This window comes from Microbacterium sp. M1A1_1b, assembly GCF_053345565.1.
Map to the genome: position 1 here is coordinate 787357 of NZ_JBKFAJ010000001.1, position 21008 is coordinate 808364.

The following is a 21008-nucleotide window of genomic DNA, read 5'->3' on the forward strand; positions in this document are numbered from 1 at the left end:
GGGGCCTCCGGTCGAACGAACTGCGTGTGGGACTCGGACAGCCTAACCGCGGGCGGTGACACCCACGGGCGTGTCGTCTGGACCGTCCGCGTGTCAGACCGACGCGGCGCGGATCTGGTCGAGCGCTGACCGCAGGTCGTCGGGGTACGACGCCTGGAACTCCACCCAGTCGCCCGTGCGCGGGTGGTGGAACCCGAGCCGGACCGCGTCGAGCCACTGGCGCGTCAGCCCGAGCTCGGCGGCGAGCACCGGGTCGGCGCCGTACATCGTGTCCCCGACCAGCGGATGCCGGGTCGCGGCCAGGTGCACGCGGATCTGGTGCGTGCGACCGGTCTCCAGGTGCACCTCGAGCAGCGACGCCGACCGGAACGCCTCGAGCGTGGCGTAGTGCGTCACGCTCGGCTTGCCGTCGGACGTGACCGCGAACTTCCAGTCGCTCGAGGGGTGCCGGCCGATGGGCGCGTCGATGGTGCCCGAGGTCGGGTCCGGATGCCCCTGCGCCAGGGCGTGGTAGACCTTGTCGACCGTGCGCTCCTTGAAGGCGCGCTTCAGGTGCGTGTACGCCAGCTCGGTCTTCGCGACCACCATCAGCCCGGACGTGCCGACGTCCAGCCGGTGCACGATGCCCGCACGCTCGGCGGCACCCGAGGTCGCGATCGTGAAGCCCGCAGCGGCGAGCCCGCCCGGCACGGTCGGGCCGTCCCACCCGGGCGACGGGTGCGCGGCCACGCCGACGGGCTTGTCGACGACGACGATGTCCTGGTCGTCGTGCACGATCGTCATCCCCGGCACGACGGCAGGCACGATGCGCGGTGCTTCCTTCGGGGTCCACTCGACCTCGAGCCACGAATCGGTGTGCAGGCGGTCGGACTTGTCGACGACGGCTCCGTCGACCCGCACGCCACCCGCGGCGACGACCTCGGCCGCGAACGACCGGCTGAAGCCCAGGAGCTTCGCGATGGCGGCGTCCACGCGCTCACCGGCGAGCCCGTCCGGCACGGGGAGTTGGCGGGACTCGCTCACGTCGCGTCGTGTCCCAGCGGGTCAGGACGGGAGGCCCGGGTCGTGTCGGCCACGTCGGTGACCGTTCCGGACTCGGGGACCGCGGCGTCCGTGGCGGACCCGGCACGGTCCTCCCGGCCGGCGCCGGCCAGCGTCGTGTTCGTGTTCTTGCTCTTGCTCTTGTCCGAGACCGTCCTGGTGCCGTCGAGGTTCACCCCGAAGACGACCAGCAGCACGAAGACCACCATGCTGATGCAGATGAACGAGTCGGCGACGTTGTAGATCGCGGGCATCATCCACGGCGTCGAGATGAAGTCGACGACGTGCCCGCGGCCGAAGCCGGGCTCGCGGAAGAGTCGGTCGAGCAGGTTGCCGAGCGCCCCGCCGAGCAGCATGCCGAGCACGATCGCCCACCACATCGACCGGATGCGCCGGGCGAACACGATGATCGCGACGACCACGGCCGCCGACACGATCGAGAACACCCACGTCATGTTCACCGCGAACGAGAACGCGGCACCGGGGTTGCGGACGTACAGGAACTGCAGGGCGCCGCCGAGCACCGGGACGACCTGCCCGTACGGCAGGTTCGCGACGACCAGCGCCTTCACGATCTGGTCGAACGCCACCACCACGACAGCGGCGAAGGCCAGTGCCGCGATCGCGCGGACACTGACCTTCGCTCGTTGGTCTTGCTGCTGGGTCAACTCAGTTGCCGAAGCCCTGCGCCGAGGCCGGCGCGGGGGTGAGGCCCGACTGCTCGGTGCTCGACGACGCGTCGAGCTCGCTCAGCTGGCCCTGGATGTAGCTCTTGAGCTGGGCGCGGTAGTCGCGCTCGAAGGTGCGCAGCTCGTCGATCTTGCCCTCGAGCTGACGCTGCTCGCCCTCGAGCACCTGCACGCGCTGGCGGTTGGTGTTCTCGGTGTCAGCGATGATCTGACGCTGCTTGGCCTCGGCTTCGGAGACGAGACGCGCTGCCTGGGCCTGGCCCTCGGCGATGAGCGCGTCGCGCTTCTCGACGCCCTCGCGGACGTGCTCCTCGTGCAGGCGACGTGCGAGCGTCAGCAGGTTGGTCGTGCCCTCGGTGTCGTCGTCCGGGTTGACCGTGGTGGTCGGTGCGGCGGCGGCGACCGGAGCCGGCTCCGGAGCGGCGGCGACGGGGGCCGGCTCGGGCTCGGGCTCGGGGGTCGGAGCGGGAGCGGGCTCTGCGGCGGCGGCCGGCTTGGGCGCCGACTCGGCGGCCTGCAGGCGCTGCCGGAGCTCCTCGTTCTCCTGGGTCAGACGGCGCAGCTCGACGACGACCTCGTCCAGGAAGTCATCGACCTCGTCCTGGTCGTAGCCCTCGCGGAACTTGGTCGGCTGGAACCGCTTGTTGACTACGTCTTCCGGCGTCAAAGCCATTTGCCGTCACCTCAATAGAACTGCTGAACGTGTGGAACCGAAACGTTGCGCCCGAACGTACCAGGCGCAGAACTCACGGTGCGGATGCCCACCTGCGCGGACATCGATCCCGTCAACCGTACACCGACGACCGACCGGAACCGTGATCGTGGACCGGGCGTGGCGCGTGTCGCGGCCAGCCGCGGATCGGGGAGGCGGGTCAGACCGTGACCGAGATGACCCGCACGATGCTCATCAGGATGATCGTGACGAGCATCACGATGGACCAGCCGAAGTCGAGTGCGACCGCGCCCATGCGCAGCGGCGGGAGCGCCCGACGGACCGTGCGGATCGGCGGGTCGGTGGTCGTGTAGACGACCTCGGCGACGACGAGCATGCCGCCGCGGGGACGCCACGAGCGGTTGAACGCCTGCACCATGTCCAGCGCGAACCGCCCCCAGAGCACGAAGAAGTACAGCAGGAGCAGGAAGTACAGGATCGTGAAGATCACGGACACGGTGCGGCTCGCTCGTCTCGGGTGCACGGCCCGGGTAGAGCACCGTGCACAGGGCGGGTGGGCCTGGGCGGCGCCACGGGGTCACGGGGACCCCGGGACGTGACGGCTCAGGACTGGGCGAAGAAGGACGCCTCGATGTCGGACTCTACCTCGGGCGCCTCACCGCTCACTGCGACGTGGGCGGGAGAGAGCAGGAAGACCTTGTTCGTGACGCGCTCGATCTTGCCGTACAGCCCGAGCGACAGGCCGCTCGCGAAGTCGATCATGCGACGGGCGTCCGACTCGGTCATCTGCGAGAGGTTGATGATGACGGGGATGCCGTCGCGGAAGCTCTCGGCGATGGACTGGGCGTCCTTGTACTCGCGCGGGTGGACGGTGAGGATCTCGTTCATTTCCTGGACCGGGGTCGCCTTCTGTGCGGTCGTGTGCGAGCGGCGGAGCGGGGTGACCTGCGCGCCGCGCTGGTGCTGGGTGTGCGGGACCTTCGTCTCGACGGGGGCCGCTGCGGGCGCTGCCGCGGGGGCTGCTGCCGCCGGGGCGTCGTGGTGCGTCGCCGCGGGTGCCGAGGCCTGCTGCGCGCGCTGCTGGTGCTGCGTCGGCTGCTCGTCCTCGTACTCGAGTTCCTCGTCGGCGAGGCCGAGGTAGACCATCGTCTTCTTCAACGGACCGGCCATGGTTCCTCCAGGGGTGTGCGTGCACGTCGTGCCCCGCTGCTCGGGATGTACTGTGTCGAGGCTAGGGCGCGGTCGGCCGGTTTCCCGTGATTGCCGTCCCGATCCGCAGGTGTGTCGCGCCCTCGGCGATCGCTTCGGCGTAGTCACCGCTCATGCCGGCGGAGATGTCGGTCGCACCGGGGGCGATCAGGCGGACGCGCTCGGAGATGCCGCGCAGCCGGGCGAACGCCGGACGCGGGTCCTGGCCGAGCGGGGCGACCGCCATCACGCCACGCAGACGGATCGTGCCGGTGGCCAGCACACGCTCGACCATCGCGTCGACGGCCTCGGGCTGGACGCCACCGCGGTCGGGGTCGTCGGTCAGGTTCACCTGGACGAACCCGTCGATCACGGGCGGCTCCGGCTCGGCCTCGGTCGGTGCGAACGCGTCCACCACCGAGTCGCGGTCGAGGGACTGCACGACGTGGGCGTAGCGGCGTGCCTGGCGGGCCTTCTTCGACTGCAGCTGGCCGACGAAGTGCCACGTGAGCCCGAGGTCGGCGAGTTCGGCGGCCTTGGCCTGGGCCTCTTGGTGGCGGTTCTCCCCCACGTCGGTGACGCCCAGCGCGGCGAGCTCGCGCACGAGCGACGCCGGGTGGTACTTCGTCACGACGACCAGCGTCAGCTCGTCGGCGGACCGCCCTGCGGCTCGCGCCGCGTCGGCGATGCCCTGTCTGACGGACGCGAGTCGAGCCTCCGGTCCGGTGTCGGACGGGAGGCTCGGCTCACGCTGGGCGGCGTCGCTCACGCGCGCAGACGGGTCACTGCAGGACGGGTCACTGCAGGACGGGTCACTTCAGGAAGTCGGGGACGTCGAGCTCGTCGTCGTCACCGTCGAAGGCCGGGTCGGCGGCACGCTGCGTCGGCGGCTCGTGCTCGGAGGACGCCCACGACGGGCTGGACGTGGTCGAGTCCTCGATGGCGTGCGAGCCACCGGCAACGGGCGCCGTGGCGTTCGACTCGGGGTCGACCCAGCTGGCCCGACGTTCCTTGACCTGCGACGATGGCTCGCCGCCGTCGAAGCCGGCGGCGATGACCGTGACTCGGACCTCGTCGCCGAGGGTGTCGTCGATGACCGCACCGAAGATGATGTTCGCCTCGGGGTGGACGGCTTCCTGCACCAGGCGTGCGGCGTCGTTGATCTCGAAGATGCCGAGGTTCGAGCCACCCTGGATCGAGAGCAGCACGCCGTGCGCACCGTCGATCGAGGCCTCGAGCAGCGGCGACGCGACGGCGAGCTCGGCGGCCTTGATGGCGCGGTCGGCCCCGCGCGACGACCCGATGCCCATGAGCGCGGAACCCGCACCCTGCATGACGCTCTTGACGTCGGCGAAGTCGAGGTTGATCAGACCCGGGGTCGTGATCAGGTCGGTGATGCCCTGCACGCCGGCGAGCAGCACCTGGTCGGCGGTCGCGAAGGCCTCGACCATCGAGATGCCGCGGTCCGAGATCTCGAGCAGCCGGTCGTTCGGCACGACGATGAGCGTGTCGACCTCGTCCTTGAGCCCGGCGACACCGTTCTCGGCCTGCGACTGACGACGCTTGCCCTCGAAGCTGAACGGCTTGGTGACGACGCCGATGGTGAGCGCGCCGATCGACTTCGCGATGCGGGCGACGACGGGAGCACCACCCGTGCCGGTCCCACCGCCTTCACCGGCGGTGACGAAGACCATGTCCGCACCGGCGAGGGCCTCTTCGATCTCCTCGGCGTGGTCCTCGGCGGCACGTCGGCCGACCTCGGGGTCCGCGCCGGCGCCCAGGCCGCGGGTGATCTCGCGGCCGACGTCGAGCTTGACATCGGCGTCGCTGAGCAGCAGCGCCTGGGCGTCGGTGTTGATCGCGATGAACTCGACCCCACGGAGGCCCAGCTCGATCATGCGGTTGACGGCGTTGACGCCGCCGCCGCCGACACCGACGACCTTGATCACGGCGAGGTAGTTGTGGTTCGTGGTCACGTGAGTCCGGCCTCCGTTTGAACCCTCAACCTTTACTTGAAGTTCAGGGTCTTTGCTGCTAGGTGTGGTGCTTGCGACGACGCTACGGGGGCGCTCGCCACGGTGTCGTCCCGCCACGCCGCGTGTCGGCGATGTGGTGCCGCAATTCTGTCCGCTCGTGCCGCCAGGCGCGAGCCGGCCGCGCCGAGTCTCGGCCCCGCGGACAGTTCGCGGCGTCTGGAGCGCACGATCTGTCCGCAGCGGCGAGACTCGGCGCGCAGACGCGACGGGTGGCAGGCGCGCAGGTAGGCGCGCAGGCACGCAGGCGGGCGTCAGGACTGGTTGCGGATGATGCCGTTGTCCGGTGCGGAGACGTCGTACTCCACCGCGGTGCCGGGGTCGCGGCTGGCGTGGTCCTTGACCAGGGCGTCGAGCAGCGCGGCCTTGGCGTCCGAGTCGTCGGGACTCCCCCACACCACGCGTGAGCCGTCCTGCATGGTCAGGGTGACGTCGTCGGCGGTCGAGGCCGCCACACCGGCCACCTGAGCGCGCACGGTCGACGGCAGCGCGAGCACGACCTCGGTCATCGTGCGGAACACGCTCGACCCGAGCTTCGCGCGACCGATGTCCGCGACGGGCATCGACTCAGGCTGCTTCGGCGACGACTGCACGACGATCCCCGCGGGGTCGACGAGCTGGAACGCATCACCGCTCTTGACGGCGACGACCGGGGTGCGCTCGGTCACGGTCACCACGAGCGTGTGCGGCGGCTCCTCTTCGGTGACGTAGCTCTCGATGAGCGGGAACCCGGCGATGTCCCGCCTGATCGCGCCGAAGTCGAGCCGGGCGAGCGGGGTCCCGATCTGGCCGGACAGCGCCTGGCGCAGCTGCGTGTCGTCGACGCGGCTGGTCCCCTTGATCTCGATCGTGCGGAGGGCCATCAGGGGCGAGAACACGGCGACCAGGATCGACACGCCCAGCACGAGCACGACGCTGGCGGCGGTGATGCCGATCGCTCGGCGGTGCCGCGAGCGCCGGGTGAACCGTCGGACCTCGGCGCGCTCGAGCAGCCGTCGCCGCTTGCGGGCGGCCCGCGCCTCGCGGGCGGTCTCCGCCGCGCGGACCTTCGTGCCGATGGGCGCGTCCGGCACGTCGGCTGCGTCCGTGTGCTCGGGACTGGAGGCCCGGTGCAGGTCGATCACGTCGGTCACGCCGGCGACGTGGTCACCCTCGTCCGCCGTCGCCCACTCGGACCCCGTCGCGTGGTCGGACCCCGTCGCACCCCCGGGTGCACGTCGCGCCCCGTCCTGCGCGGGCGCGACGTCCGCGACGGGGTGCGACGCTCGCAGGCCGGAGGTGGTGGGGGCGTCCGAGGCGACCGTCTCGTCGGCCGCAGCCGGCGTGTCGGTGTCGGGCCGGGCCTCCTGGGCGTGGCCCGCACCGCGACGGACGGACAGCCGCGGCATGCGCGGGACCCGACGCTCACGCGGCGCGCGCTCGCTCGCTGCCGACGCGTCCGGGGCCGCCGGACGGTCGTCGAAGCCCTCGGGACGCTTCACCGGGTGGGTGCTCCCTCGACCCGGAGCGTGCTGTCGTCCTGCAGCGCGCTGAGCACCTGCGGGATGATCCGGTACACGTCGCCGCAGCTGAGGGTCATGATGATGTCACCGTCACGCGCGACCTCGGCCGCACGGGCCGAGGCGTCGGCCCAGTCGGGCAGGTACTCGACGCGCGACTGGTCGACGAAGCGCTCCTGCACCAGGGCGCCCGTGACGCCGGGGACAGGGTCCTCGCGCGCGCCGTAGACGTCGAGCACGACGGTGTGGTCGGCGAGGTCCTCGTAGACCTTCGCGAAGTCGCCCGCCATCATCTGCGTGCGCGAGTACAGGTGCGGCTGGTGGATCGCGATGATCCGGCCGTCGCCGACGACGTTCCGCGCGGCCTTGAGCGCGGCCGCGACCTCGGTCGGGTGGTGGGCGTAGTCGTCGTACACCGACACGCCGCGCTCGACACCGTGCAGCTCGAAGCGCCGCTCGGTACCGCCGAAGGCCTCCAGCCCACGGATCGCGTCCTCGGGTGCGACGCCCAGGCCGACCAGCACCGCGAAGGCACCGACGGCGTTGATCGCGTTGTGGCGCCCCGGTACCCGCAGGGTCAGGTGGTGCGAGCGCCCGTCCGCACGGAAGTCGACCTCGACCCCGGCGGACTCGACGATGCGCTCGATGCGGACGTCGGCGTCCGCGGCCTCGCCGAAGGTCAGGATCTCCGGTGCGTCCGGCCGGGCACGGACGCCCTCGGTGACGCGCTTCGCCCCGGCGTCGTCGCTCGACACGACGACCCGCTCGCTGGCCTTTCCCGCGAACTCGACGAAGGCCTCGATGAACGCGTCCTCGGTGCCGTAGTGGTCCAGGTGGTCGGCGTCGACGTTGGTGATCAGCGCGACGGCGACGTCGTACAGCAGGAACGAGCCGTCGGACTCGTCGGCCTCGACCACGAACAGGTCGCTCGAGCCCGGCGCCGAGCTGGTGCCGAGCGACTGGATCACACCGCCGTTGACGAAGCTCGGGTCGAGGCCCAGCTCGACCATCGCGGTGACGATCATGCCGGTCGACGTGGTCTTGCCGTGCGCACCCGCGACGGCGACCAGGCGGTGCTCGGCGATGAGCGCGGCCAGGGCCTGGGAGCGGTGCAGCACGGGCAGACCGCGGCGCTGGGCCTCGAGCAGCTCGGGGTTGTCCGGCCACAGGGCGCTCGTGACGACGATCGTGTCCGCGTCGCCGACGTTCGCGGCGTCGTGCCCGATGTGCACCTGGGCGCCGAGCTCGCGCATGCGGCCGGTGGTGGCGGTCTCGCGGGAGTCACTGCCGGTGACGGTGTGCCCGGCGGCCAGGAACAGCCGGGCGATGCCACTCATGCCGGAGCCGCCGATGCCGACGAAGTGGACCGTGCCGAGGTCGTCCGGGATCGGCTGGGTCAGGTCCGGCTTGATGGTCATGGTCGTTCCTCCGTGGTGCTGCCGGTGCGCTCGGTGCTGCCGGTGCGCTTGCTGGTGGCGGTCCGCGCGGCGTCGAGCGCGAGCTCGGTCATCCGGTCGGCGCCGTCGCGGTGTCCGACACTGCCGGACCGGACCGCCATGTCCGCGATGCGGGCACGGTCCTGCAGGACGTCCAGCAGGTGGAACGTCACCCAGTCCTGGTCGAACTCCTGGTCGTCCACGAGCACCGCTCCACCCGCCTGCACGACGTCGCGGGCGTTGTGCCGCTGCTCGCCGTTGCCGACAGGGTACGGCACCAGCACGCTCGGCAGCCCGACCGCGGTGAGCTCGCACACCATGCCCGCACCCGAGCGCGAGACGACGAAGTCGGAGGCGGCGTACGCCAGGTCCATCCGGTCGCAGTACGGCAGCACCGTGTAGCCGTCCAGGTCGCTCGGGCCGATGTCGCTCGCGGCGCCCACCACGTGCAGCACCTGCCAGCCAGCGCCCACGATGCTGGCGGCCGACCGGTTGACGGTCCGGTTGATGCTCCGGGCACCCGAGGACCCGCCCGTGACCAGCAGGACCGGCCGCGCGGGGTCGAGCCCGAACTCCGCCAGCCCCTCGGTGCGGCTGGCGCGCCGGTCGAGGCGCTCGACCTCGCGTCGCAGCGGCATGCCGACCACGCGCGCATGGCGCAGGCGGGTGTTGGAGAACGTGACCCCGACGTGCGTGGTCAGGAACGCGGCGAGCCGGTTCGCCAGCCCCGGCTTGGCGTTCTGCTCGTGCACGACGATCGGGGTGCCGGTGCGCTTGGCGGCGATGTAGGCCGGCGCGGACGCGTAGCCCCCGACACCGAGCACCACATCGACACCCCGGTCGCGGATGATCGCCTCGGTCTGCTTGACGGCACGCCAGAACGCCGCGGGGAACCGGAGTGCCGCAGCGTTCGGCTTCCGGGGGAACGGCAGACGCGGGATCGTCAGGAGCTCGTACCCGCGCATCGGGACCAGGCGGGACTCGAGCCCCTCGGCCGTGCCGAGCACGATGACCCGGTCGTCGGGCGATCGCTCGGTCAACCGGTCGGCGACCGCGAGCAGGGGGTTCACGTGCCCGGCGGTGCCGCCGCCGGCGAACAGGTAGGTGTTCATCGGAGTCGCCCGTCGACGAGCGGCTCGCGGTGCGCGTCGGGAAGGCGCCGCGCGGTCCCGCCGGCTGCCAGCGTGTGTCGGCTCGGCAGGTCGCGGGCGAAGGACAGCACGACGCCGATGGCCACCAGGGTCATGATGAGCGCCGAACCACCGGCCGAGATGAGTGGGAGCGGCACGCCGAGCACGGGCAGCAGGCCCAGGACGACGCCGATGTTGACGAGCGCCTGGCCGATGATCCAGGCGAGCACACCACCGGTGACCGTCCGGACGAACGGGTCGTCGGAGAGCCGGATGATGCGGACCATGCTGACGGCGAGCACGACGAAGAGCGCCAGGACGACGACCGCGCCGATCAGGCCGAGCTCTTCACCGATGATCGCGAAGATGTAGTCGTTGTCCGCCTCGGGCAGCCAGGACCACTTCGCCTTGGAGTTGCCGAGGCCGACGCCGAACACGCCACCGGAGGCCAGCGCCCACATGCCGTGGACGGGCTGCCAGCACAGGTCCTGGTACTGGCTGGTGTCCGTGCAGCCCGACAGCCACGCGCTGATGCGGGACGACCGCGAACTCGACGCCATGGTGATGAACGGCAGGAGCACGAGGATCGCGCCGACGCCGATGCCGAGGTGCCGCAGCCGGACCCCGCCGACGAACATCGCGCCGAAGACCAGGATCATCATGACCATCGCGGTCCCCTGGTCACCGCCGAACAGGACCAGGCCGATCGACCCGGCGGTGACCAGGCCGATGGGCGGCAGGATCTGCTTCCACTGGTCGAGCTTGTTGCGCTTCTGGTAGATGATCGTGCCGATGCCGAGCACCAGCGCGAGCTTGAGGATCTCGGACGGCTGCGCGGTGAAGCCGCCGAGCTTGATCCAGTTCCGGTTGCCCTGGATCGAGTAGCCGAGCGGCGTCAGGACGACCGCGGCCTGCACGATCAGGCCGAGCACGATCACCCAGCGCGAGTACTTGCGCCAGACCCCGGTCGGGATGCGGCTCGCGACGAGCATCAGGGGCACGCCGATGATCGCGTACAGCCCCTGCCGGGTGAAGGCGCCGAAGAAGTCGTGGGTCTTGGCGTACTGCTCGACGCTCGACGACGACAGCACCATGACGACGCCGAACACGACCAGGAACAGGGTGACGCCGAGGATCGAGTAGAACGTGCTCGACTCGGCGACGAAGACGTTCTTCACCGCGACGACGGCGCCGTTCGGCCGCCGACCGCCGGCGCGCTGCGTCGTCGTGGTCGAGCCGGTCGTGCGCGGGCTACGCGTCCCCGCCGGGATGTCCGGTGTCGCCATCGGTGTTTCCTCCCAGGTGATCGTGGACCGCCGCAGCGAATCGCTCGCCCCGGTCCGCGTACGAGACGAACTGGTCGAACGACGCAGCCGCCGGGGCGAGGAGGACCGTGTCGCCCGGTCTCGCGACCGATGCGGCATGTCGGACCGCCTCGGGCATGACCTGATCAGTGTCCGGTGCTTCGACCTGCAGGACCGGCACCGCGGGCGCGTGTCGCGCGAATGCCTCGAGCACGGGACCCCGATCGGCGCCGATCACGACGACACCACGCGCGGTCGGACCGAAGCGCGCGACGAGCCCGTCGATGTCCACGCCCTTGAACTGCCCGCCGAGGATCCACACGACGGTCTCGAACGACGACAACGAGGCGGTGGCGGCGTGCGGGTTCGTGGCCTTGGAGTCGTCGACCCAGGCGATGCCGTCAGGGCCCGTGGCGACGAGCTCGGTGCGGTGGTGGTCGGCGCGGAAGGCCTGCACGGCGCGCTGGATCGAACTCGGGCGGACGGCACCGGCCCGGGCCAGCGCGGCGGCGGCGAGCACGTTCATCGTCATGTGCGGGCTGGCCAGACCGGCCTGCACCAGGTCGGCGTGGGTGGCGAGTTCGAGGGCGCTGTTGCGTCGGTCCTCGGTGAAGGCCCGGTCGCACAGCACGTCGTCCACGATGCCGACCTCGCTCGGGCCCGGGATGCCGGGTGTGAACCCGACGGCCCGGCAGCCCTCGACCACGTCGGCGTCCTCGACCATGCGCCGGGTCGCCTCGTCCGTGACGTTGTAGACGCACGCCAGCACCGTGCGCTCGTAGACCTTCGCCTTGGCGGCGCGGTAGGCGTCGGCGGACCCGTGCCACTCCAGGTGGTCGTCGGCGATGTTCAGGCAGGTCGACGCGAGCGGCAGGACCGCGCCGTCGCCGGCGTCGGCCAGGTAGTGCAGCTGGTGGCTGGACAGCTCGACGACCAGCACGTCGAATCCGTCCGGGTCGCGCACGACGTCGAGCACCGGCACGCCGATGTTGCCGCACGCGACGGCGCGCAGCCCCTCGGCCTGGAACATGGCGGTGGTGAGCTGGGTGGTCGTGGTCTTGCCGTTGGTGCCCGTGATGGTCACCCACGGCGCGGCGACCGGCCCGCGCACGACCTTGTCGCGGACGCGCCAGGCGAGCTCGATGTCGCCCCAGACCCTGCTGTTGACGACGGACCACTGCACGCTCGCGTTGTGCGGGGGCAGCCCGGGCGACACCACGACCACGTCGGGAGCCTGGTCGACCAGCGCTGCGGGCACGACGTCGAGCGGGGTCTGCACGAACCGTGCACCGATCACGTCGAGCAGCTCGACGCTGTCCGCCGGCGCGTCCGTCGAGTAGACCGTCACCGTGCTGCCCAGCTCGACCAGGGTGTCGGCGACCGAGAACCCGGTCGCACCGAGCCCGAGCACCGCCACGTCGAGGCCCTTCCAGCCCTCGGCGTACCAGCTGTCGAGTCCCTGCAGCCGCTCCGAGGAGCCGTGGTCAACCAACGCGCGCGATCCATTCGAGGTAGAAGAGGCCGACACCCGCGGCAACGCAGAGTCCGGCGATGATCCAGAACCGCACGACGACCGTGACCTCGGCCCAGCCCTTGAGCTCGAAGTGGTGGTGCAGGGGACTCATCCGGAAGATCCGCTTGCCGTGGGTGATCTTGAAGTACGCCCGCTGCAGGATGACCGACCCGGTGACGATGAAGAACAGGCCACCGATCAGGATGAGCAGGAGCTCGGTGCGGCTGAGGATGGCGAGTCCGGCCAACGCGCCGCCCAGGCCGAGCGACCCGGTGTCGCCCAGGAAGATCTGTGCGGGCGAGGTGTTGTACCAGAGGAACCCGATCAGGCCACCGCAGACCGCGGCGGCCACCACGGCCAGGTCGAGCGGGTTCGTCACGGTGTAGCAGGCGTGCTCGGTGCTGGCGTCGAGCCGGGCACCGCCGCAGATCTGGTTCGACTGCCAGAACCCGATGATGACGTACGAGCCGATCGCCAGGATGCTCGAGCCCGTCGCCAGGCCGTCCAGACCGTCGGCGACGTTGACGCCGTTCGACGTGGACACCGTGAGCAGGACGATCCACGCCAGGAACAGGATCGTGCCGATGACCGTGCCGAGTGCCATGAAGTCCAGCCACGGGATGTCCCGGATGGCGGAGATCATCGTGGACGCGGGCGGCTTGCCGGTCGAGCTCGGGACGACCAGCGCCACGGTCGCGAAGATCACGCCGACGATGACCTGGCCGAGCACCTTGGCCCAGCCGCCGAGCCCGAGACTGCGCTGCCGTCGGACCTTGAGGAAGTCGTCGACGAAGCCGACGAACCCGAGCCCGACCATCAGGAACAGCACGAGCATGCCGGACAGCGTCACCGAGTCGCGCCCGGCCAGGTGTCCGACGAAGTAGCCGATCACCGTGCCGAGGATCAGGACGATGCCACCCATGGTCGCGGTGCCGCGCTTGGTGTGGTGCGACTGCGGACCGTCGTCGCGGATGAACTGTCCCCAGCCCAGACGGTGGAACAGCTTGATGAACAGCGGCGTGAGCAGCAGGGTGAACACCAGCGACACGCCGCCGGCGATCAAGAGGGCGATCATGCGGACACACCTCCGAGGCGGTCGCCCAGGTGACGCAGCCCGGCCGACTTCGAGGACTTGACGAGGACGACGTCGCCGGGGCGGACCATCTCCTGCAGGGTGTGGACGGCGTCGTCGACGTCCTCGATGAACACGGACTCGCCGTCCCACGATCCCTCGAGGGTGGCGGCCTGGTGGATGGGCATGGCGCCGCGGCCAACGACCACGAGCTGGCCGATGCCGAGCCGGACGACGAGTCGACCGATGCGGTCGTGCTCCTCGACCGAGAACTCGCCGAGTTCGGCCATCTCGCCGAGCACGGCGATGGTCCGCTCCCCGGGGCGCACGACCTGCGCCAGGGTGCGGAGCGCGGCCGACATCGAGTCGGGCGATGCGTTGTAGGCGTCGTTGATGACCGTGACGCCCTCGGGTCCGTCCTGCAGCAGCTCCATGCGCCAGCGCTCGGCGCGCGTCATCGACGCGAGCGCCGCGGCGCCGTCGGCCAGCGGGACGCCCCAGCGGTGGGCGACGGCCAGGGCGGCCGTCGCGTTCATCGCGTGGTGCTCACCCAGGATGGCGAGGCGGACGTCCACGGTCTCGGGGACCGGCACCGGGCCTCCAGGCAGGCTGCCCTCCGACGTGCCGTCACCGCTCGGACCGACGGGAGGCGCGGTGAGCGTGAAGCGGGTGCCGTCGCGGTCCGTGGACACATCGGACAGGCGGTAGTCGGCCTGGGCGGACGTGCCGAAGCCGACGACGTGGGCCGCGGTCACCGCACGCATCGACGCGACACGGTCGTCGTCGACGTTGAGCAGCGCGGTGGCCGTCGCCGGCAGGTCGGTGACCATCTCGGACTTGGCGCGCTGGGTCGCCTCGATGCCGCCGAACTCGCCGGCGTGCGCGAGCCCCACCTTGAGGACGACGCCGGTGTCGGGTTCGGCGATGCGGACGAGCTTGGCGATGTGGCCCGTGCCGCTCGCGCCCATCTCGACCACCAGGTACCGGGTGTCGTGGGTGACGCGGAGCATCGAGATCGGCGCTCCCACGTGGTTGTTGAACGAGCCCTCGGGCGCGACGGTCTCGCCGTGCGTGGACAGGATCGTGCGCAGCATGTTCTTCGTGCTGGTCTTGCCGTTCGAGCCGGTGATGCCGACGACGCGCAGCGGTGCCGGGGTGCCGTCCGTGTCCACGCGGTCGGCACTCGACGTGCGGACGCGCGCGACGACCTCGTGCGCGAGCGCGGCCAGGGCGGCGTACCCGTCGGCGACGACGATCTGCGCGGTCGTGGCGTCCGCGGGCAGGTCGACGCGGCGTCCGGTGACGACCAGGGCCGCACCGGCCTGGGCCGCGGCGGGCACGAAGCGGTGCCCGTCGGTCTCCTCGCCCAGCAGCGCGAAGAACACGCTGCCGGGGCCGACCAGGCGGGAGTCGGTCTCCACCTGGCCGTCGATGACGGTGTCGGGGGCACCACGAAGCAGCTCGCCGTCGATCGCGGCGGCGACCTCGGCGAGGGACAGGGCGATCATCGCGCTTCCTCCACCGGGCCGGAGTTCGGTTCCCAGCCGGCCTCGCGCAGCGCCGCTCGGGCTTCGTCGCGGGCCGAGTACGGCGTCCGCTCCCCCGCGATGTCGCGGTAGTCCTGGTGACCGGGGCCGGCCCACAGGATCGAGTCACCCTCGCCGACCAGACCGACCGCGGTCCGGATGGCCGCCTCGGGTGGGCTCACCTCGTGGATCTCGTGCTCGGGGTACGCGGCACGGGCGGCGTCCACCAGGGTCTTGCGGATGGACGCGGCGTCCTCGAACCGGGGGTGGTGGTCCGTCACGACCAGGATGTCGGAGCCCTCGGCGGCGACCCGGGCCATGTCGGCGCGCTTGGTGGTGTCGCGGTCGCCGTCGGCACCGAAGAGCATGACGACCTTGCCCGGGGTGAACTGGCGGACCGCTGCCAGGGTGTTGAGGAAGGCGTCGGGGCTGTGCCCGAAGTCGACGTAGACGCTCGGACCGCGGTCACCGGAGACGCGTTCGGTCCGGCCCGGCAGGTAGCACTCGATCGCGCTGACGGGCTGGTCGTCGCCGTCGGCAGCGTCCTCGTAGTGGCGGTGGTTGCTCTCGAGCGCGTGCGCGATGGCACCGAGCTCGAAGCCGCCCTCGACCAGCATGACGATCGCCAGGGCGGCGTTCGCGGCCATGTGCCAGCCGATGAGCGGAACCCGGGTGGTCAGCTCGCGGCCCTCGGGACCCGTCAGACGGAACTCGGTGTACGCCGCGTGTGCCTCGACCACGTCGACGTGCCACTCGGCCTCGACGTCCGGGTGCACCGTGATGGTCGTGACCGGGATGCGGGAGTCCTGCACGACGCGCTGGCCCCACTCGGAGTCCAGCGACACGACGCCGCGGCGCCCGTGCTCGGGCTGGAACAGCGGGAGCTTCGCCTGGTAGTACTCCTCCATGTCGGCGTAGTCGTCGAGGTGGTCGTGGCTGAGGTTCGTGAAGGCGACGACGTCGAACACGATGCCGTCGACCCGGTGCCGGCTGAGGGCCTGCGCGCTCACCTCGACGGCGACCGCACGCACCTCGCTCTCGCGCATCCGCGCCAGCAGCGCGTGCATCTCGCTGGCCTCGGGCGTGGTCAGGCGGCTCGTCACGCTGAGCGAGCCGATGTGGCGCTCGGCGGTGGAGCTGAGTCCCGTGACCAGGCCGAGCTGCTTGAGGATCCCCTCGAGGATGTACGACGTGCTGGTCTTGCCGTTCGTGCCGGTGACGGCGAACAGCTGCGGCAGGTCGGTGGCCTCGTCCGGGTGGGTGCGGTAGACCCACGCGGACACGTCGCCGAGGGCGGCGCGGGGGTCGTCGACGACGAGCACGGGGAGCCCGGAGGCCTGGGCGGCCCCGACACCGTCGGCGTCGGTCAGCACCGCGACGGCACCGCGCTCGGCGGCCTCGGGTGCGAACTGGGCACCGTGGCGGTTCGCACCGTGCACGCCGACGAACAGGTCACCCGGCTGCACCTCGGCGGCACTCAGCGTGACGCCGGTCGTCTCGACGGCGTCGAGCGACCCGACGACCCGCAGCCCGAAGCCGTTGGCCAGCTCGGCCACGGCCCTCGGGGTCGGGTGTTCGGGACGGAGGACCGGGGGGATCCGTGCGGACACGTGCTCCTTCTTCCTCTCCACCTGGGCGGGTCGGCCTACCACGTCGAGGGGTAGGTCTGCGCCTGGGTCGTGGAGGGGGCGACGCGGTACTTCTCGAGCACCTGGGACATGAGTGTGCGGAACGCCGGAGCCGCTCCGGATGAGAACTTGCTCGTCTGCGGCTTCGTGAACGTCACCGTGACAACATACTGGGGGTCCTCGGCGGGTGCCATTCCGGCCACCGAGATGATGCGCTGAGCGCCGTACCCCTTGCCGCCCTCGGCCACCTCGGCGGTGCCCGTCTTGGCGGCGATGTTGTAGCCCGAGATCGGCTTCATCCCCACCAGGGTGCCGCCCGTGACGACGCTCTGCAGCATGTCGGTCACCTGCGTCGCCGCATTGGCGGACACGACGCGCTCGCTCTGCACGTCGGGCGCGTCGATGGTCTTGCCGTCGGCCGTGGTGCAGCCCTTGACGAAGTGCAGCGGGATGCGCACGCCGTCGTTCGCGATGGTCTGGTAGATGCTCGCGACCTGCATGGCCGTCGTCGAGATGCCCTGGCCGAACATCGAGTTGATGTTCGTCTGCTGGTCCCAGTCCGGGCTCGCGCCGTACTGCATGCCGGGCTGCCCCGGGTAGTCGATCGCCGACTCGGGCTGGAACAGGCCGAACTTCTTCATGACGTCGTACCGCTGTTGCTCGGTCAGGCGCGTCCCGAGCTCGGTGATGCCGACGTTGGACGAGTCCCGCAGGATGCCGGTCAGCGTCAGGTTCTCGGTCGGGTGGAACTCGGCGTCGTGGATCGTGCCACCCCAGGGGAACGTCCGCGAGTACGGCACGCTGACGCCGGTGGTCGGTGTGGCCTTCCCCTGGTCGATCAGCGCCGCCGCGATGGCCGCCTTGATCGTCGAGCCGGGCTCGTACGTGTCGGTGAGTGCACGGGAGCCGTACGCACCCTTGTCCTGGGTGGCGTCGACGTCGTTCGGGTCCACCGTCGGGTAGTCCGCCACCGCGAGGACCTCGCCGGTCTTCACCTTGGTGACCGTGGCGGTCGCGGAGACCGCCTGCAGCTGCTGCGCGGCGTCGGCGATGTCCTGCGACGCCATGTACTGCAGGTCGCTGTCGATCGTCGTCTGCAGCGTGCCGCCGTCCTTGGCCTGCTTGGTCGTCACGGTGCTGCCGGGCAGCTGCACGCCGTCCTCGCCGCGCTCGTACGTCTGCGAACCGTTCGTGCCCGCCAGGCACTGGTCGTAGGCGTACTCCAGGCCGGCCTGCGCACCGTCGGTGCCCATGAAGCCGGTGATGTTGCCCGTGGTGGCGCCCGTCGGGTACGTCCGGGCCGACTGCTGCTGCGGGTACAGCCAGGGCACGTCGAGCGCACGCACGGCCTCGTAGTGGCTGACGTCCAGGCCCTTGACCAGGTACGCGAAGTCCGAGTTCGGCTGGGCGTCGATCGCCTTCTGCATCGCCGTGGCGTCCCCGCCGGACGCGCTCGCCACGGCCTTCAGGGCATCGGTGACACTGACGTCCTTGACGCGCGTGCCGCCGAGCTTGCCCTGGAAGTCCTTGACCAGCCGCGGGGCCGTCGTGATGTTGTACCGGGTCACGCTGTCGGCGAGTTCGGTGCCGTTGCGGTCGACGATCGAGCCACGCGTGCCGTAGAGCGTCACCGGGATGCTGCGCTTGGCGCTCGAGGCCCTGTTCAGCTCTGCCGCCTGCACGACCTGGATGTCGACCAACCGGATCACGAAGACCGCCACCAGGGCGATCACGGCGACGATGACGACGCTGTATCGGAGTCGGCGGTTGCGGATCGTCTTCGTCACGCGGTGCGGTCCTTCCCGGCTGGTTCTGCTGACCCGCAGGTCACCTGGCTGACCCGCAGGTCACCGGGTGGACGGTGCCTGGAGCTGGTTCGGGTCGGACTCTACGGAGGACGGCGACGAACCCCCGGCCGACGCGCTGGCGCCGCCGGTCTTCTCAGCGCCGGTCTTCTCAGCGCCGCTCTTCGTAGCGTCCGCCGTGCCGGAGGTCCCGGCGTCGGCGGTGGAGCCCGTCGCGGAGGTCCCCGCGCCGTTCTCCTTGCTGGTCGCCGTGTCGCCCGGCTTCGCCACCAGGGGGACGTCGTCCAGCAGGGAGTTCGGCACCTGGTTCGCGGTGTTGCCCGTCGCCTCGGCCGGGGTCGCGGGCGTCGGCGTGCCGTACACCCGACCGGTCTTCGGGTCGAGGTACACCGGTGTCGAGTTCGCGATCATGCCGAGCGACTGGGCGTTGCGTGCCAGGTTCTGCGGCGAGTCGAGCACCCGCAGGTTCTCGGACAGCGACTGCTGCGTGCGGCTGAGCGAGGTCTGCTGGGCGTTCAGCGCGTCGAGCTCGTACGCCCCCTGACTGAGCACCATGCTGATGCCGAGCTGCGCGAGCAGCAGGGTCCCGAGGGCGCCCACCGCGACGATCGCGTAGGCGATCTTCGGGCGAGCGCGGCGCTGGGCCCGGGTCGACGTGACCTCGACGAGCTCCGGACGGTGTCGGTCTGCCGTGGGACGCGGCGCGCGCGACGGGACGACGGCAGGGTCGACGAGTGCGAGGTTCGTGCTCATGTCACTTCCGGATCCGCTCGGCCGCGCGGAGTCGCACGGGTGTTGCTCGGGGGTTGGCTGCACGTTCGGCCTCGTCGGCCAGCTCCGCGCCCTTGACGACCAACGAGAAGGTGGGGGCGTGCTCGGGGAGCTCCACCGGCAGGTCGGCCGGGGCGCTCGACGTGGTCCGTGCGACGAGGGCCCGCTTGACGATGCGGTCCTCGAGCGACTGGTAGGACTCGACGACGATCCGGCCGCCGACCGCGATGGCGTCGAGTGCCGCCGGGATCGCCCGCTCGAGCACGCTCAGCTCGGTGTTGACCTCGATGCGCAGCGCCTGGAACACGCGCTTCGCCGGGTGTCCCTGCCGCTGGATTGCGACCGGGGTGGCGTCGTGCAGCACCTGGACCAGGTCACCGGACATCGTGAAGGGCTGCTCGGCCCGACGCTCGACGATGGCCTTGGCGTAGCGGCCGGCGAGCTTCTCCTCGCCGTAGCGCTGGAAGATCCGGCGGAGTTCGCCCTCGTCGTAGTCGGCCAGCACCTCGGCCGCGGTGATGCCCTGCGTGCGGTCCATCCGCATGTCGAGCGGCGCGTCCTGGCTGTACGCGAAGCCGCGCTCGGCCCGGTCCAGCTGCAGCGAGGACACACCGAGGTCGAACAGCACGCCGTCGACCTGGTCGAACCCTTCGCCCCGGATCGCGTCGAGGATCTCGTCGTACACGGTGTGGACCAGGCGCACCCGGTCGCCGAAGCGCGCCAGACGGTCGCCCGCGATGCCGAGGGCGTCGGTGTCGCGGTCCAACCCGATGAGCGTGAGCTCGGGGAACCGTTCGAGCAGGCCCTCGGAGTGGCCGCCCATGCCGAGCGTGGCGTCGACGACGACCTTGCCCGGGCCCTCGAGCGTCGGGGTGAAGAGGTCGACGATGCGCTCGAGCATCACCGGGGTGTGCGGGAACCGCTGGGGGGTGTCGCCGTTGGTGTGGTCTGTCATGTGCAGCCCTGATCTCCTGGGCCGCTGACCCGGATCCCCATCCATACCGACCTGACACCGGGGAAGGTGCATCAGGGCAGACGGCTGGGAGTCCCGGTCCGCGGATCAGAAGATGCCCGGGATCACCTCCTCGTCGTTCTCTGCGAAGGCCTCTTCGGCTTCGGCGTAGTAGGCCTCCCACGCGGTGGTCGACCAGATCTCGGCACGGTCACCGGAGCCGATGACCGTGAGGTCCCGCTCGAGCCCCGCGTACTCACGGAGGTTCTGCGGGATCGTCACGCGGTTCTGCTTGTCGGGCTGTTCTGCGCTGGCCCCCGAGAGGAACAGGCGCATGTAGTCCCTGGTGCGCTTCGACGTCATCGGCGCCTGACGGATGCGCTCGTGGATCTCCTCGAACGTCCGAGCGCTGAAGACCACCACGCACCGCTCTTGACCGCGGGTCATGACGAGCCCCCCGGACAGTTCGTCGCGGAACTTGGCGGGGAGGATCACGCGACCCTTCTCGTCGAGCTTCGGGGCATGGGTACCGAGCAGCACTCGGGGCCTCCCCTCAGCTCCACCGGTCTTCGATGGACCCCACGGTACTCCACTTCCCTCCACCACGGGGCAAAAGTGCTCCCAGAATCGTCGCTGTGCCCCCTTCTGGGGCAGCGGCGAAGACCGCCGGGCAGCACAGAGGCCCGGAATCCCGGGCCAGTGGGCGGCAGTAGCTGCGGTGGAGCGAAGTGGAGGACTTTCGCAGCCA

At 70.8% G+C, this 21008-nt stretch carries 19 protein-coding genes; all 19 read right to left on the reverse strand.

Annotation, left to right across the window (positions count from 1 at the left end):
• Positions 1–93 precede the first annotated feature (93 nt).
• On the reverse strand, positions 94–1023 hold the full coding sequence (locus tag ACLBWP_RS03905; RefSeq protein WP_243563706.1) for an RluA family pseudouridine synthase: 930 nt from the start codon (positions 1021–1023) through the stop codon (positions 94–96).
• Positions 1020–1709 carry a signal peptidase II gene (gene lspA / locus ACLBWP_RS03910; protein ID WP_447654135.1) on the reverse strand — a complete coding sequence of 230 codons (690 nt, stop codon included), beginning with the start codon at positions 1707–1709 and terminating at the stop codon, positions 1020–1022. Before lspA ends, ACLBWP_RS03905 begins: the two co-directional genes overlap by 4 nt.
• A gap of 1 nt (position 1710) precedes the next feature.
• Positions 1711–2403: a DivIVA domain-containing protein gene (locus ACLBWP_RS03915; protein ID WP_447654136.1), complete on the reverse strand. Its 693-nt coding sequence runs from the start codon at positions 2401–2403 to the stop codon at positions 1711–1713.
• Positions 2404–2602: 199 nt separating this feature from the next.
• Complete coding sequence (locus tag ACLBWP_RS03920) at positions 2603–2893, reverse strand: YggT family protein (RefSeq protein WP_447654137.1); 291 nt, start codon at positions 2891–2893, stop codon at positions 2603–2605.
• Positions 2894–3006: 113 nt separating this feature from the next.
• Positions 3007–3573, reverse strand: coding sequence for a cell division protein SepF (locus ACLBWP_RS03925; RefSeq protein WP_447654138.1), 567 nt, complete (start codon positions 3571–3573; stop codon positions 3007–3009).
• Positions 3574–3634: 61 nt separating this feature from the next.
• Complete coding sequence (locus ACLBWP_RS03930; protein WP_447654139.1) at positions 3635–4360, reverse strand: YggS family pyridoxal phosphate-dependent enzyme; 726 nt, start codon at positions 4358–4360, stop codon at positions 3635–3637.
• 43 nt (positions 4361–4403) lie between these two features.
• Complete coding sequence (ftsZ, locus tag ACLBWP_RS03935; RefSeq protein ID WP_447654140.1) at positions 4404–5567, reverse strand: cell division protein FtsZ; 1164 nt, start codon at positions 5565–5567, stop codon at positions 4404–4406.
• Positions 5568–5878: 311 nt separating this feature from the next.
• Positions 5879–7105: an FtsQ-type POTRA domain-containing protein gene (locus tag ACLBWP_RS03940; protein ID WP_447654141.1), complete on the reverse strand. Its 1227-nt coding sequence runs from the start codon at positions 7103–7105 to the stop codon at positions 5879–5881.
• Complete coding sequence (gene murC / locus ACLBWP_RS03945; protein WP_447654142.1) at positions 7102–8541, reverse strand: UDP-N-acetylmuramate--L-alanine ligase; 1440 nt, start codon at positions 8539–8541, stop codon at positions 7102–7104. The genes ACLBWP_RS03940 and murC overlap by 4 nt, the downstream gene beginning before the upstream one ends.
• Positions 8538–9671: a UDP-N-acetylglucosamine--N-acetylmuramyl-(pentapeptide) pyrophosphoryl-undecaprenol N-acetylglucosamine transferase gene (locus ACLBWP_RS03950; RefSeq protein WP_243563715.1), complete on the reverse strand. Its 1134-nt coding sequence runs from the start codon at positions 9669–9671 to the stop codon at positions 8538–8540. The genes murC and ACLBWP_RS03950 overlap by 4 nt, the downstream gene beginning before the upstream one ends.
• Positions 9668–10975 carry a putative lipid II flippase FtsW gene (gene ftsW, locus ACLBWP_RS03955; RefSeq protein ID WP_447654143.1) on the reverse strand — a complete coding sequence of 436 codons (1308 nt, stop codon included), beginning with the start codon at positions 10973–10975 and terminating at the stop codon, positions 9668–9670. Before ftsW ends, ACLBWP_RS03950 begins: the two co-directional genes overlap by 4 nt.
• On the reverse strand, positions 10941–12485 hold the full coding sequence (gene murD, locus ACLBWP_RS03960) for a UDP-N-acetylmuramoyl-L-alanine--D-glutamate ligase (RefSeq protein ID WP_447654144.1): 1545 nt from the start codon (positions 12483–12485) through the stop codon (positions 10941–10943). Before murD ends, ftsW begins: the two co-directional genes overlap by 35 nt.
• Positions 12478–13581, reverse strand: a complete 1104-nt coding sequence (mraY, locus tag ACLBWP_RS03965; RefSeq protein WP_243563719.1) for a phospho-N-acetylmuramoyl-pentapeptide-transferase — start codon at positions 13579–13581, stop codon at positions 12478–12480. The genes murD and mraY overlap by 8 nt, the downstream gene beginning before the upstream one ends.
• Positions 13578–15086, reverse strand: coding sequence for a UDP-N-acetylmuramoyl-tripeptide--D-alanyl-D-alanine ligase (locus ACLBWP_RS03970; protein WP_447654145.1), 1509 nt, complete (start codon positions 15084–15086; stop codon positions 13578–13580). The genes mraY and ACLBWP_RS03970 overlap by 4 nt, the downstream gene beginning before the upstream one ends.
• Complete coding sequence (locus ACLBWP_RS03975) at positions 15083–16714, reverse strand: Mur ligase family protein (RefSeq protein WP_447654146.1); 1632 nt, start codon at positions 16712–16714, stop codon at positions 15083–15085. The genes ACLBWP_RS03970 and ACLBWP_RS03975 overlap by 4 nt, the downstream gene beginning before the upstream one ends.
• Before the next feature lie 35 nt (positions 16715–16749).
• Complete coding sequence (locus ACLBWP_RS03980; RefSeq protein WP_447654147.1) at positions 16750–18519, reverse strand: peptidoglycan D,D-transpeptidase FtsI family protein; 1770 nt, start codon at positions 18517–18519, stop codon at positions 16750–16752.
• A gap of 60 nt (positions 18520–18579) precedes the next feature.
• Positions 18580–19290 carry a hypothetical protein gene (locus ACLBWP_RS03985; RefSeq protein WP_243563723.1) on the reverse strand — a complete coding sequence of 237 codons (711 nt, stop codon included), beginning with the start codon at positions 19288–19290 and terminating at the stop codon, positions 18580–18582.
• A 1-nt stretch (position 19291) separates the two neighbouring features.
• Complete coding sequence (rsmH, locus tag ACLBWP_RS03990) at positions 19292–20263, reverse strand: 16S rRNA (cytosine(1402)-N(4))-methyltransferase RsmH (protein WP_447654148.1); 972 nt, start codon at positions 20261–20263, stop codon at positions 19292–19294.
• Positions 20264–20368: 105 nt separating this feature from the next.
• The gene (gene mraZ / locus ACLBWP_RS03995) at positions 20369–20800 is read right to left on the reverse strand and encodes a division/cell wall cluster transcriptional repressor MraZ (RefSeq protein WP_123653803.1); all 432 of its coding nucleotides are present in this window, start codon (positions 20798–20800) and stop codon (positions 20369–20371) included.
• Between the last annotated feature and the right edge of the window lie 208 nt (positions 20801–21008).